Raw genomic sequence first — 12,049 nt, 5'->3', positions numbered from 1 at the left:
CTCCGAAAATTGTCAGGGGTGCCCGCTAGCGTCCTGAGGCATGGACCTCACCGCCACCACAGCCGCCCTCGCCGGTGCCGCCGCCGAGGTCGCGCGCCTGCTGCCGACCCGCGTGCTCGACCCGGTGCTGGCCGGGTTGCGCCTGAAGGCCGGCACGGACGTCGAGGTGGCGGGCAGCGACCAGGAGCACGGCGTGCGCCTGACCGTGAACGCCACCGTCCACTCGGAGGGCGAGGTGCTCGTGCCGGCGAAGCCGCTGGCCGCGACCCTCCAGGCGCTCGACGACCCGCAGGTCAGGCTGAAGGTCGAGGGGCAGCGGCTGGCGGTGCGCACGCCCACGTCGAGGTTCGCGCTGCCGCTGCTCGACCTCGCGCACCACCCCGGCGTCCCGGCGCTGCCGGCGTTGCGGGGGCACGTCGACGCCGAGAGGTTCAGGGCGGTCGCGGCGGTGGCGGGGGCGGCGAGCAAGGACGACGCGCTGCCGATCTTCACCGGCATCCGGATCCAGTCGGACGCCGACAGGCTGCACGTCATGGCGACCGACCGCTACCGCATGGCGTACGCCACGTTTCCCTGGGAACAACATGGTCAACTAGACCTGTTGGTACCTGCGAAGGCCCTCGTGGAAGCGGCCCGGCAGGCCGAAGGCAGTGTCGCCCTCCACGCGAACGAGGACCGGATCGGTCTCGCGTGGGGCACCAACTCGATCTCCACCGCTCTCTTGGCCGCGCCGTTCCCGGACGACAGGGCCCGCCGACTCCTGGAGGCAGTCATCGACAGCACGGTGCTCGTGGACGCGGACGCGTTGGCCCGCGCCGTCCGCAGAGCCACGCCCTACGGCGGCCCGCACCAGGCCGTGACCATCCAGGTCGAGGACTCGGAGATCCGGGTCAAGGGCAGCGACCCGCAGCAGGGCGAGTCGGAGGAGTTCGTGAAGGCCACGGTCGACGGCGACCGGCTGACCAAGACGTTCCAGGCCCGCTACCTCGCGGACGCGCTGAAGGCGTTCGCGGGCCGCCGGATCGAGCTGAAGATCCAGGACGGCCTGCGCTCCACGGTGCTGACGTCGACTCCGGGCGAGGACGGCGTCGAGCTCACGTACCTCGTCGTGCCGATGCGCTCGGTGGCCTAGACACGCGAAAGGCCGGGCCGAAGCCGGACCGGCCTTTCCTCAAGACCTAGCGCGAGGCGAGCTCCATCTCGGAACGCGCGGGCACCTCGGCGGGCACGCCGCGCTGGACGGTGCCGCGCAGCAGCCACACCGCCACCGCGATCAACAGTCCGGCGACGCCCGCCGCCACGAACGCCGGCCGCGTGCCGAAGTGCTCGATCAGCTGGCCGGAGATGCCCTGGCCGATGGCGAGGCCGACGGTCACCGAGGTGATCACCCAGCCGAACGCCTCCGCGGCCATGCCGTTCGGCGTGACCTGCTCGATCGCCGCGGAGTGCGCGGTCGACTGCGGCGTGATCAGCGTGCCGACCAGGAACAGCGCGACGGCCAGGCCGACCAGCGTGGCCGGGATCGCCAGCAGGAACGACAGCAGCGCGAAGCCGCCCAGCAGCACCGGCAGGCGCAGGTGCATCGGGCGCGGCCACGGCCGCATGCCGTAGAGCACGCCGAAGACCACCGAGCTGATCGACCACAGCGACAGCATCAGGCCGCCCATCGAGGCGTGGCCCGCGGCCTTCGCGAACGCCGGCACGGCCACCTCGACGAAGCCGATGGTCACACCGAAGCCCAGCGCGGCCAGGGCCACCGTGCGCATGCCGGGGTAGGCGAACGCGCCGAGCAACGGGCGCGGAGCCTGCTCCACCGGGCCCCAGGCGCGCACGACCGGGTTGAACGCGAACCACAGCGCGCCCACGACCATCAGCACCGCGCCGACGACGACACCGGTGCCCGCCCACGGCGCGGCCAGCAGCAGACCGGCGAGACCCGGTCCGAGGATGAAGAAGACCTCCATGCTGATCGCCTCGTAGGCGTACCCGGCCATCCGCGTCGGGCCCGCCGGCACCATCCGCTCCCACAGCGCCCGCGACGCCGAGCCCACCATCGGCTCCGTCGCGCCGACCCCGAGGGCCAGCGGGACCAGCACGAACACCGACGCGCCCGCCTCGACGGCGAGCACGGAGACGGTGACGAAGAGAGCGAACAGCCCGGTCACCCACAACAGCGGGCGGGTGGGGCCGAAGCGGTCCATCAGCCGGCCTTGGACGACGGAACCGAGAGCCACGCCCACCAGCGCCGCCGCCGAGACCATGCCGGCGATGGCGAACGATCCCGTCGCGCGCTCCACGTAGAGCAGCAGCGAGAGCCCGACCATCGCGATGGGCAGGCGGGCGAGCAGAGACGCGACCACGGGGCCGCGCATGCCGGGGGTCGTCAGGGCAGCACGGTAGTCGGACAGGCGAGCAGAGTGGGACATGTGTACCAGTATGCCAAAGTTGGTACGGATGTACCAGATCAGGTGCCCGGAGTCACCATGGTTGCGATTGGGTCACGGGAATGGGATGACCGGGTGAAACATGCAACGAATCGGCCACACCCAAGGTCCTTGAGGGTGAAAGGGCTTGAGTCGCCGGGGTGCTGACGTGCGAAAGTTGACTCACCGATCGAGACCAACCTCTGGCACGAGGGTCGGGGCCTGCGGCCAGAGGGATGGAAGGCACGGTTCGTCGGGGGATGGGCCGTGCACCACAAAGGACCGGTGCGCCACGTCGGGGGTGGCGCCCGGTCCTTTGTGTGAGAACTGAGCCCGCGGAGGGCTCGCCGGGTTCGAGCTAGCGGGCGCGGCGCGCGAGGCGCTCCGGGTCCAGGATCAGCACGCTCTTGCCTTCGAGCCGCAGCCAGCCGCGGTGCGCGAAGTCGGCCAGGGCCTTGTTCACGGTCTCGCGGGACGCGCCGACGAACTGGGCGATCTCCTCCTGCGTCAGGTCGTGCGTGACGCGGAGCAGACCGGCCTCCTGCGAGCCGAAGCGCTGCGCGAGCTGCAACAACGCCTTGGCGACGCGGCCGGGCACGTCCGTGAAGATCAGGTCGGCCAGCATGTTGTTCGTCCGGCGCAGCCTCCGCGCCACCGCGCGCAGCAGCTGCTCGGCGATCTCCGGGCGGTTGGTGATCCACTGCCGCAGAGCGGAGCGGTCCATCGACACCGCACGCACCTCGGTCACCGTCGTCGCGGTCGACGTGCGGGGGCCAGGATCGAAAATGGACAGTTCGCCGAACATGTCGGAGGGTCCGAAGATCCCCAACAGGTTCTCGCGGCCGTCCGGCGACTTGCGGCCGATCTTCACCTTGCCGGACTGGATGATGTACAGGCGATCGCCCGGCTCACCCTCCGCGAAGATCACGTGGCCACGCGGGAACTCCACCGTCTCCAGGGTTTGTACCAGCGCCTCTGCGGCAGCTGGATCAACCCCCTGGAAGATGCCCGCTCGCGCCAGGGTCTCGTCCACCTCGTCCCTCCTAATCGACGCGACGGCACGCCTACCACCATCTTTGGTGGAGTCAGCGCCGTGCCGCCGATCACTGCGTTGCAGTCTAAGGGCTCTCTTGTGGATCGCCGCTCGGCTCGCCGTCTTACTAGGCAGAACAAGACTGACTCGATCCAGAGCCCAACGAGCCAGTCTACGCCATTCGGGTGCCGCCTAGCGCGGGGCCATCAGCGCACGCGCTTGCGAGCACCACCGCGGCCACGACGACGGAGGCGGAACATGTCGAGTGCGCGACCGATGCCGTGTCCGTAGAGCGCCTTGACCTCTTCAGGCCTGGCGGACTCCAGGAACTCCTCGACCTCGTTCTCCTGCACGGCAACGTGCCGGAGCTTCGCTTCCACGCGCTCCATGAAGAGCGCGAAGAACATGATCACGATCGGAACGACGATCACAAGCCAGGCAGTCATGATGCTCCGAAGTGTGGCGCATGAGGGATTCGAGTGCGGATCTAGGGGTCGGTTCCGGCGTGTTGACTACTCTGGATCAGTGCCCGCAACCAAGAAACCGGAAACCAAGCTCGGCCTGACCCGCAGGGCCCGCCGGATGGTGCGCGTGCTTGCCGAGGGTTACCCCGACGCGCACTGCGAGCTGGACTTCACCACGCCGCTCGAGCTCGTCGTGGCGGTCATCCTGTCCGCGCAGTGCACCGACAAGAAGGTCAACGAGGTCACTCCCGCCCTCTTCGCGAAGTATCCGACGGCCGCCGACTACGCCGGCGCCGACCGGACGGAACTCGAAGAGATGCTCCGCCCCACCGGTTTCTTCCGGAACAAGGCGACGTCTCTGATGGGTCTCGGTGCCGCTCTTGTGGAGCAGCACGACGGTGAGGTGCCGGGCAGCATGGAGGAGCTGGTCAAGCTCCCCGGTGTAGGACGCAAGACGGCCAACGTGGTTCTCGGGAACGCGTTCGATGTGCCCGGGCTCACAGTCGACACCCACTTCGGCCGCCTCGTGCGCCGCTGGGGCTGGACCGATCTCGAGGACGCCGTCAAGGTCGAGCACGCCATCGGCGAGCTGATCGAGAAGCGCGACTGGACCATGGCCTCGCACTGGATCGTCTTCCACGGCCGCCGCGTCTGCCACGCCAAGACCCCTGCCTGCGGTGCCTGCCTGCTGATGAAGGACTGCCCGTCGTACGGCCTCGGCCCCGAGGACCCCGACAAGGCGGCCAAGCTCGTGAAGGGCGAGGAGAAGCCCCACCTGATCGAGCTCGCCGAGCGAGTGCGGGCCGGTGAGAAGCTAGGAGCGTGAACAACCGCACGCGCTGGCTCGTCGTGGTGCTCGTCCTCGGCGTCGCGGGTGTCGTGGCGCTGTGGCCCCGTGACGAGTCGCCGGCGCCGCCGCCCACGCCCTCCCGCCCTACGCAGGACGTCGCCGCGTTGCGCGCGCAGGCCCAGCTCCGGTCGTGCGTGCCGGGGGCGCAGGACGGCGTCGGCGTGACGTGCCTCGGCGACGGCACCCGGACGGCCCTCGCGCTGAAGGGCCCGCTCCTGATCAACTTCTGGGCGACCTGGTGCCAGCCGTGCCAGGAGGAGCTGCCAGTGCTGGATTCCTACGCGAAGCAACCAGGCGCCGTGCCGGTCGTCCCAGTTCTTGTGGAGAGCAGGGAGGCGGACGGCCTGGAGCTGCTCGCCCGGCTCGGGGTGCGGCTGCCGTCGGTGCACGACGGCGCCGACGAGCTGCGCAAGAAGGTCAAGGCGCCGAAGACGCTTCCCGCCACGTATTACGTATCAGCGGACGGTGAGGTCCGGCAGATCACCGATCCGCCGTACTTCACCGCTCCGGACCAGGTGGAGAAGGCGGTTCGATGACGGAGGCGGCAGAGCCACCCGACTGGATGCAGCGGCTGGCCAAGGCCACCGAGGAGATCGACGGGCGAACGTTCATGCGGGACCCGCGCACTCCGACGAGGACCTACCGCAAGGCGGCGGTGCTCATGCTGTTCGGAGAGTCCGAGCAGCACGGGCCGGACGTGTTGCTGCTGCGCCGTTCGGACACGCTCGGCTCGCATCCGGGGCAGGTCGCGTTCCCCGGTGGCGCGCAGGACGACACGGACGACGGGCCGGTGGGCACGGCATTACGCGAGGCTTACGAGGAGACCGGTGTACTTGAGGCAGGAGTGAGACCACTGGCTCTGCTGCCGGAGCTGTACGTGCCGGTGTCCGGGTTCGTGGTCACGCCCGTGCTCGCCTACTGGGAACAGCCGAGCCCCGTCGCCCCGGTCGACCCGGCGGAGACCGCCGCGGTCGCGCGGGTGCCCGTGGCGCACCTCGCGGACCCGGCCAACAGGTTCCGCGTGCGTCACCCCGCGGGTTACGTCAGCGCGGCCTTCTCCGCGCCGGGCATGCTCGTGTGGGGCTTCACCGCGGGGTTGATCAACGGCCTGATCGCACTCGGCGGCTGGGAACAGCCGTGGGATGCGACCGATGTGCGTGACCTTGAACTAGCGTTGCGCGCTACACAGTGAGGCGGAGGTTTTCGGGTTGAACTGGGTTGACCTGCTCGTGCTGGGCCTTGCCGCGATCGCCGCGGTGTCCGGGGCCAGGCAAGGCATGGTCGTCGCGCTGCCCGCGTTCGTCGGTGTGCTCGTCGGCCTGGTCCTGGGCACTCAGATCGCGCCGCTGCTGGTGTCCCAGTTCGAGAACGTCGTCACCAAGGTCGTGTTCGCGGTCGGCATCGTCGTGCTGCTCGTGGCGCTGGGCGAGACCATCGGCGTCTACATAGGCCGGACGATCAAGGCACGGGTCAACGCGTCGCCGTTGCGCGGCGCGGACAACGCGCTGGGCGCGATCGTGCAGGGCCTGGTCGTGTTCATCGTCGCCTGGATGATCGCGCTGCCGCTGACCTCGGTCGTCGGCCTGCCGGACCTCACGTCGTCGCTCAAGCAGTCGGTGATCCTCGGCAAGGTCGACCAGACCATGCCGCAGGCGGCCCGCGTCCTGTCCGGCGACCTGCAGAAGCTCTTCGACGTCTCGGGCTTCCCGCAGGCGATGGACCCGTTCAACCGCACGCCGCTCAAGGAAGTCGAGCCGCCGAACAACCAGCTCGCGGAGTCACCTGTCGCGCAACGGTTGAAGGCCTCGGTGCTCAAGGTGCGCGGCCGTGCGCCGTCGTGCTCGCGAGCGCTCGAAGGCACCGGTTTCGTCATCGCGCCCGAGCGGGTCATGACGAACGCGCACGTCGTCGCCGGCACGAACGAGGTGACGGTCGAGGTCGGCCGCGGCCAGTTCGACGCGACGGTCGTCTCCTACGACCCGCGCACGGACATCGCCGTGCTCGCGGTGCCGGACCTGGAGGCCACGCCGCTGCAGTTCCGCAGCGACGAGGTGCAGCCGGGTGAGGACGGCATCGTGCTCGGCTACCCGCTCGACGGCCCGTACAAGGCCTCGCCCGCCCGCGTCCGCGAGCGCATCCCGCTGCTGCGCGGCCCGGACATCTACGACGCCCAGACGGTCACGCGCGACGTCTACACGGTTCGTGCCGAGGTCCGCTCCGGCAACTCGGGCGGCCCGCTGGTCGACCCGAACGGCCGGGTGATGGGCGTGGTGTTCGGCGCCGCCGTCGACGACCCGGAGACGGGCTTCGTGCTCACGGCCCAGCAGGTGCAGTCGATGGTGCAGAAGGCGCCGACGCTGACGAAGCGGGCGTCTACGCAGGGGTGTGCCTCGTAGCGATCCCGTCGAGGACGTAGGTCAGACCCGTGTCGAACCACGCCGCGGCGTTGGTGTGCTCGGCCTCGAACATGACCCTGGCGAGCCTCGGGAACCGCCCGGTGGCGAGCATCCGCTGCATGTAGGGCCCGGACGCGGCCTGCCACTGCTCCTCGGTCAGGCCGCTGACCTGCTCGTCGCGGGCCTCGGCGATCTCGTTGCGCACAGCGCCGTGGACGAACGCCATCACCGTGCCGACCGCGCCGAGCACGTGGTCGATGGTCGGGAACTCGGGCCTGCCGTCGAGCGTGGCGAGGGTCGCCTCGATGTGCGCCAGCGAGTTCGGGCCCCGGTGCGGCCTGCCGCCGAGCAGGTCGACGAACCACGGGTGCCGCCTGGCGGCCGCGCGCATGCCGTGGGCGATCCGCGTCAGCGCCGCCCGCCACTCGGTGCCGGGGGTGGGCAGAGTGATCTCGCCGTAGACCTCGTCGACCATCAGGTCGAGCAGCTCGTCTTTGGTCTCGACGTAGCCGTAGAGGCGCATAGGTCCGGCGCCGAGAGCGGCGGCGACCTTGCGGAACGACACCTCGTCGAGCCCGCCCTCGTCGGCGAGCCTGATCGCGGCTCCCACGATCAGGTCCCTGCTCAACGGGGTGGGTGACGGCTTGCCGGGAGGCTCTGGGCGGTCCCACACGGGTTCGTTCGACATCGGCCTGGACAATACAGCGTCTCATCGCGATACAGTGTATTGAGTGATACGGCGTATCGGGAGGATGCGATGAAGACTTCGGTGTTGGTGGTCGGTGGGGGACTGGCGGGGACGTCGGCCGCGCTGTTCCTGGCGTGGCGCGGGGTGGACGTGATCTTGGTGGAGAAGCATCCCGGCAGCTCACCGCACCCGCGGGCGGTCGGTTTCAACGCTCGGGTGGGCGAGCTGCTGCGGGCGGTCGGCCTGGAGGACGAGCTGCCGAAGAGCCGGATGTCCAAGGGCTTCGGCGTGCGGCGGGTGCGGGCGGAGAGCCTGGTCGGGAAGAAGTACGACGAGACCTTCTGGACGCCGCCGGCGCAGCTCTCGGACGTCGAGTACTCACCTGCCACGGGCGTCGGCGTGGCGCAGGACCGGATGGAGCCGATCCTGCGCGACAAGGCCCGTGAGCTGGGCGCGGACATCCGCATGAGCACGCGGATGCTGGAGTTCGCGCAGGACGACGAGGGCGTCACGGCGATCGTGCAGGGCGACGGCGAGCCGTACGAGATCCGCGCGGACTACCTGGTCGCCGCCGACGGCCACCGCAGCCCGGTTCGTGAGCAGCTCGGCATCACCCGCACCGGCCGCGGCTACATGCACACGTCCCGCAGCGTGTTGTTCCGCGCGTCGTTGCAGGAGTACCTCAAGGACGGCATCGGCCAGTTCGTGATCGACGACGTCGGCTTCCTGACCACCTACGGCGACGGCCGCTGGGTCCTGATGCTCGACGAGCAGGAGTACACCGAGCCCGAGCTGCGGCAGAAGATCCTCCAGGCCATCGGCCTCGACGACGTGGAGATCGAGATCATCACGACGGGCCGCTGGACGATCAGCGCGTCGGTCGCCGACCGGTTCTCGGACGGCCGGATCTTCCTGGCGGGCGACGCCGCGCACACGCTGCCGCCGAGCCGCGGCGGGTTCGGGGCGAACGTCGGCATCGAGGACGCGCACAACCTCGCGTGGAAGCTGGCGGCCGTGCTGAACGGCGAGTCACGTCCGTCCCTGTTGGACACCTACGACGAGGAACGCCGCCCGGTGGCCACCCTCTGCCACCAGCAGATCTTCGCGCGCAACGACGGCCACAACCGCGACGGCGAGCCCGACGACGCACCGCTGTTCGACAACAACGCGATGCACTTCGGCGTCCTCTACCGCTCGGCGGCGGTCATCGGCGCGGGGCCGGAGCTTCCGCCCGCTCAACTCCCCGAGCAGTGGAACGGTCAGCCGGGCACGCGCGCCCCGCACGCGTGGATCGAGCCCGGCAAGTCCACCTTGGACCTGTTCCAACGCGGCTGGGTGCTCGTCGCCGACCACCCGCAGTGGGAGGAGGCCGCGTCGGACCTGGCCGTCCGCTGCGAACGGGTCGAGCAGTTGGAGATCTTCGGCCTGTCCGCCAAGGGGGCGTCGCTGATCAGGCCGGACGGCTACGTCGCCTGGCGGTCTGTCGACCTGCCGGACGACCCGGCCGGTGCCCTGAGGGCCGCGTTCAGCTCTGCTTCTGCAGGAACTCGGTGATCAGCCTGCTCGTGGTGTGGGACGCCTCCTGGTTGGGGAAGTGCCCCACCTCCGGCAGGTAGCGGAACTCCGACTCCGGCCCGAGCCACGGCAGCGAGTCGCGGGCAGCCGCCTCCGGCACGATCGGGTCCAGCGCGCCGTGGATCTGCAGCACCGGCACCTGCATCTGCTTGTCGACGGCCTCGGCGAACCGGCGGCCGTCGCTGCGGATCTGCGAGCGCACCGCCCAGCGGTAGTACTCCAGCGCGCTGTGGGCGACGCCCGGCACCGTCATCGCCTGCCGGCAGCGGCGGATGACCTCGTCGAACTCCGGCGCCGTCCGCCACTTCGGGCCCGACCACGCGGACAGCAGCTTGGCGACCTGCAGGCCGTTCTCGCCGGTCAGCCAGCGTTCCGGGTGGATCGGCAGCTGGAAGCGCAGCACGTGCGAGTTCATCCGCGGATGTCTGCGGAACGTCCGGCGCGTCACCAGCGGGTGCGGTGCGGACAGCACGGAGATCGACGAGACGACGCGCGGGTGCAGGGCGCCGACCGTCCACGCCGTGGAGCCGCCCCACGCATGACCCACCAGGTGTGCGCGTTGGGCGCCGAGCGCCTTGACCAGTCCCGCGATGTCACCCGCGAGGGTGAATCCGTCGTAGCCGCGCGGGGGTTTGTCCGAGTCGCCGTAGCCGCGGAGGTCGACGGCCACCGCGCGGTAGCCGGCCTCGGCCAGCGCGGTCAGCTGGTGCCGCCACGACCACCAGAACTCGGGGAACCCGTGCAGCAGCAGCACGAGAGGGCCGTCGCCGAGCTCGGCGACGTGCAGTCGGATGCCGTTGGCCGAGACGTCGCGGTGCGTCCAGGGACCCGCGACCCGCACCACCGACGGGTCGGGTTTGCGGCTCAGTTGTCGTCGCCCCTGCGCGTGAGGGCCGCGACCGTGTCCTTCGCGGCCGCGATCGACTTCTCGGGCGCCCTGATCTTCTTGACCTTGCGGTAGCCGAGGAAGGCGAACGCGACGGCGGTCAGCAGCATCACGGCGAACACCAGGCCGAAGCCCGCCCAGTAGCCCCAGCCGAACCACTCGGCGAAGCCGAACCCGAGGGCCATGAACAGGAAGAACAGGCTGAAGCACAGGATCGTCAGTGCGACGATGAAGAAGACGCTGCCCTTGACGCCCTTCTTGATCTCCTTGGTGATCTCGCCCTTGGCGAGCTCGACCTCTGCTCTGACCAGGGTCGACACGTGCGCGGTCGCGTCGCGGACGAGTCCGCCGATCGAGGCCTCGGCGGTGGGGTCGTCTGCGGTCAGCGGAATCGACGCGATGTGCTCCCTGGTGGTCACCCGGACATCGTGCCATGTGCGCGGCTGCGACGAATGAGCAACACCGCCGCGAGCAGCGACGCGATCATCGAGGCGAACAACACAGCGGCTTTCGCGGTCTCCGGGGTTTCGAGGGAGAGGTCCGCGATCAGCAGGCTGACGGTGAACCCGACGCCCCCGAGCGTCGCCACCGCCACGATGTCGCGCGGCCCGGCCCCGGACGGCCAGACCGCCGCCTTGAACCACACCGCGAGCGCCGAGGCACCCACGATCCCGATCACCTTGCCGACCACGAGCCCCACCATCACGCCGATCGCGATCTTGTCCGAGAAGAGCTTCCCGAACGCCTCCGCGCCCACCGGCACACCCGCCGCGAACAGCGCGAACACCGGCACGGCCAGCCCGGCGGACCACGGCTGCAGCCGGTGCTCCAGCCGCACGGCCGGCGCCTCGGCCTCGTACGGGTCGCGCTTCACCCGCGTCAGCAACGCCAGCGCGACACCGGCGATCGTGGCGTGGATGCCCGACTCGTGCATGAACCACCAGGTGGCGAGTGCGATCGGCACGTAGAGCCACGGCGACGTGATCCGCTTGTGCTGCAGGAACCAGTACAGCGCCAGCAGCAGCACGACCGCGCCCGCCGCCAGCAGGTTGAACTGGGCGGTGAACAGGATCGCGATCACGACGATCGCCCCGAGGTCGTCCACCACGGCCAGGCTGAGCAGGAACACCCGCAGACTCGACGGCAGCCCCGACGCCGTCAGCGCCAGCACGCCCAACGCGAACGCGATGTCCGTCGCGACAGGAATCGCCCACGCCTTCTCGATGCCCGGCTGCCCCCAGCCGATGCCCAGCGCCACCAGTGCGGGCACGATCATCCCGCCGATCGCCGCGACGATCGGCAGGACCGCGGCCTTGAAGTTCGACAGCTCGCCGACGACGAGCTCGCGCTTCAGCTCAAGACCGGCGACGAAGAAGAAGACCGCCAGCAACCCGTCCTTGGCCCAGTCGCCGACGCTCAACGGGCCGAGGTGCAGGTCCCGCAGTCCGAAGTAGACGCCCGAGACCGGCGAGTTGGCCCACAGCAGCGCGACGGCGGTGGCTCCGAGCAGCACCATGCCGCCCACGGTCTCCGTGCGCAGGTAACGGGCGAAGTCAGCGATCTTGCGAGACACGAGGCTCCCAGGGCGGTCGAGGTACACGAATACTCGTGCCGACCAGACTTCCCGGCTCACCGAGTGCTGCGACGCGGAATCTTGGCGGTCAATTCACGCTCAGCAGGACGTCTCGTGGTGCCGCCCCCACGCCCCCGTACAACCAGTACGGGGGCGTGGCT

At 69.9% G+C, this 12,049-nt stretch carries 13 protein-coding genes; 6 read left to right on the top strand and 7 right to left on the bottom strand.

Annotated elements, in window-relative coordinates:
- Positions 1-40: 40 nt before the first annotated feature.
- The gene (gene dnaN / locus ACFWN2_RS44790; protein ID WP_382436820.1) at positions 41-1,132 is read left to right on the top strand and encodes a DNA polymerase III subunit beta; all 1,092 of its coding nucleotides are present in this window, start codon (positions 41-43) and stop codon (positions 1,130-1,132) included.
- 46 nt (positions 1,133-1,178) lie between these two features.
- Here dnaN and ACFWN2_RS44785 read toward each other — a convergent pair whose 3' ends face one another.
- The 3 genes from ACFWN2_RS44785 to ACFWN2_RS44775 form a co-directional block, all read right to left on the bottom strand.
- Positions 1,179-2,426, bottom strand: coding sequence for an MFS transporter (locus ACFWN2_RS44785; protein ID WP_382436818.1), 1,248 nt, complete (start codon positions 2,424-2,426; stop codon positions 1,179-1,181).
- Between the two features lie 355 nt (positions 2,427-2,781).
- Positions 2,782-3,456: a Crp/Fnr family transcriptional regulator gene (locus ACFWN2_RS44780; protein WP_382436816.1), complete on the bottom strand. Its 675-nt coding sequence runs from the start codon at positions 3,454-3,456 to the stop codon at positions 2,782-2,784.
- Positions 3,457-3,662: 206 nt separating this feature from the next.
- Positions 3,663-3,902 (bottom strand): hypothetical protein, encoded by a 240-nt coding sequence (locus ACFWN2_RS44775; RefSeq protein ID WP_030477588.1) that lies wholly within the window; start codon positions 3,900-3,902, stop codon positions 3,663-3,665.
- A 136-nt stretch (positions 3,903-4,038) separates the two neighbouring features.
- Here ACFWN2_RS44775 and nth point away from each other — a divergent pair, with 136 nt between their 5' ends.
- Genes nth through ACFWN2_RS44755 form a run of 4 tightly spaced genes read left to right on the top strand, consistent with a single transcriptional unit; the run spans position 4,039 to position 7,166 of the window.
- Positions 4,039-4,746 (top strand): endonuclease III, encoded by a 708-nt coding sequence (gene nth / locus ACFWN2_RS44770; RefSeq protein WP_382436867.1) that lies wholly within the window; start codon positions 4,039-4,041, stop codon positions 4,744-4,746.
- Positions 4,743-5,306, top strand: coding sequence for a TlpA family protein disulfide reductase (locus ACFWN2_RS44765; protein WP_382436814.1), 564 nt, complete (start codon positions 4,743-4,745; stop codon positions 5,304-5,306). Before nth ends, ACFWN2_RS44765 begins: the two co-directional genes overlap by 4 nt.
- On the top strand, positions 5,303-5,962 hold the full coding sequence (locus ACFWN2_RS44760) for an NUDIX hydrolase (RefSeq protein ID WP_382436813.1): 660 nt from the start codon (positions 5,303-5,305) through the stop codon (positions 5,960-5,962). The genes ACFWN2_RS44765 and ACFWN2_RS44760 overlap by 4 nt, the downstream gene beginning before the upstream one ends.
- Before the next feature lie 16 nt (positions 5,963-5,978).
- Complete coding sequence (locus ACFWN2_RS44755; RefSeq protein WP_382436811.1) at positions 5,979-7,166, top strand: MarP family serine protease; 1,188 nt, start codon at positions 5,979-5,981, stop codon at positions 7,164-7,166.
- On the opposite strand, the gene ACFWN2_RS44750 is transcribed toward ACFWN2_RS44755, so the two are convergent.
- Positions 7,144-7,854, bottom strand: coding sequence for a TetR/AcrR family transcriptional regulator C-terminal domain-containing protein (locus tag ACFWN2_RS44750; RefSeq protein WP_382436810.1), 711 nt, complete (start codon positions 7,852-7,854; stop codon positions 7,144-7,146). The genes ACFWN2_RS44755 and ACFWN2_RS44750 overlap by 23 nt on opposite strands.
- A 69-nt stretch (positions 7,855-7,923) precedes the next feature.
- Here ACFWN2_RS44750 and ACFWN2_RS44745 point away from each other — a divergent pair, with 69 nt between their 5' ends.
- Positions 7,924-9,408: an FAD-dependent oxidoreductase gene (locus ACFWN2_RS44745; RefSeq protein WP_382436809.1), complete on the top strand. Its 1,485-nt coding sequence runs from the start codon at positions 7,924-7,926 to the stop codon at positions 9,406-9,408.
- On the opposite strand, the gene ACFWN2_RS44740 is transcribed toward ACFWN2_RS44745, so the two are convergent.
- Genes ACFWN2_RS44740 through nhaA form a run of 3 tightly spaced genes read right to left on the bottom strand, consistent with a single transcriptional unit; the run spans position 9,380 to position 11,888 of the window.
- Positions 9,380-10,297 carry an alpha/beta fold hydrolase gene (locus tag ACFWN2_RS44740; protein ID WP_382436866.1) on the bottom strand — a complete coding sequence of 306 codons (918 nt, stop codon included), beginning with the start codon at positions 10,295-10,297 and terminating at the stop codon, positions 9,380-9,382. The two genes, ACFWN2_RS44745 and ACFWN2_RS44740, sit on opposite strands and share 29 nt — an antisense overlap.
- Positions 10,294-10,734 carry a phage holin family protein gene (locus tag ACFWN2_RS44735; protein WP_382436808.1) on the bottom strand — a complete coding sequence of 147 codons (441 nt, stop codon included), beginning with the start codon at positions 10,732-10,734 and terminating at the stop codon, positions 10,294-10,296. Before ACFWN2_RS44735 ends, ACFWN2_RS44740 begins: the two co-directional genes overlap by 4 nt.
- Complete coding sequence (gene nhaA / locus ACFWN2_RS44730) at positions 10,731-11,888, bottom strand: Na+/H+ antiporter NhaA (RefSeq protein WP_382436807.1); 1,158 nt, start codon at positions 11,886-11,888, stop codon at positions 10,731-10,733. The genes ACFWN2_RS44735 and nhaA overlap by 4 nt, the downstream gene beginning before the upstream one ends.
- Between the last annotated feature and the right edge of the window lie 161 nt (positions 11,889-12,049).

Origin of the sequence: Lentzea sp. NPDC058436 (assembly GCF_042721515.1) — a bacterium.
Taxonomy (GTDB): Bacteria; Actinomycetota; Actinomycetes; order Mycobacteriales; family Pseudonocardiaceae; genus Lentzea.
Note: the sequence above shows the minus strand (reverse complement) of the source record. Positions and strands in the feature narration are given on the sequence as shown.

What these genes read in the sequence shown, in the direction of transcription:
- nth (WP_382436867.1), top strand. Translation starts at nt 4,039, where the DNA reads ATGGTGCGCGTGCTTGCCGAGGGTTACCCCGACGCGCACTGCGAGCTG.
- ACFWN2_RS44750 (WP_382436810.1), bottom strand. Translation starts at nt 7,854, where the DNA reads ATGTCGAACGAACCCGTGTGGGACCGCCCAGAGCCTCCCGGCAAGCCG.
- ACFWN2_RS44760 (WP_382436813.1), top strand. Translation starts at nt 5,303, where the DNA reads ATGACGGAGGCGGCAGAGCCACCCGACTGGATGCAGCGGCTGGCCAAG.
- ACFWN2_RS44785 (WP_382436818.1), bottom strand. Translation starts at nt 2,426, where the DNA reads ATGTCCCACTCTGCTCGCCTGTCCGACTACCGTGCTGCCCTGACGACC.
- ACFWN2_RS44745 (WP_382436809.1), top strand. Translation starts at nt 7,924, where the DNA reads ATGAAGACTTCGGTGTTGGTGGTCGGTGGGGGACTGGCGGGGACGTCG.
- dnaN (WP_382436820.1), top strand. Translation starts at nt 41, where the DNA reads ATGGACCTCACCGCCACCACAGCCGCCCTCGCCGGTGCCGCCGCCGAG.
- ACFWN2_RS44775 (WP_030477588.1), bottom strand. Translation starts at nt 3,902, where the DNA reads ATGACTGCCTGGCTTGTGATCGTCGTTCCGATCGTGATCATGTTCTTC.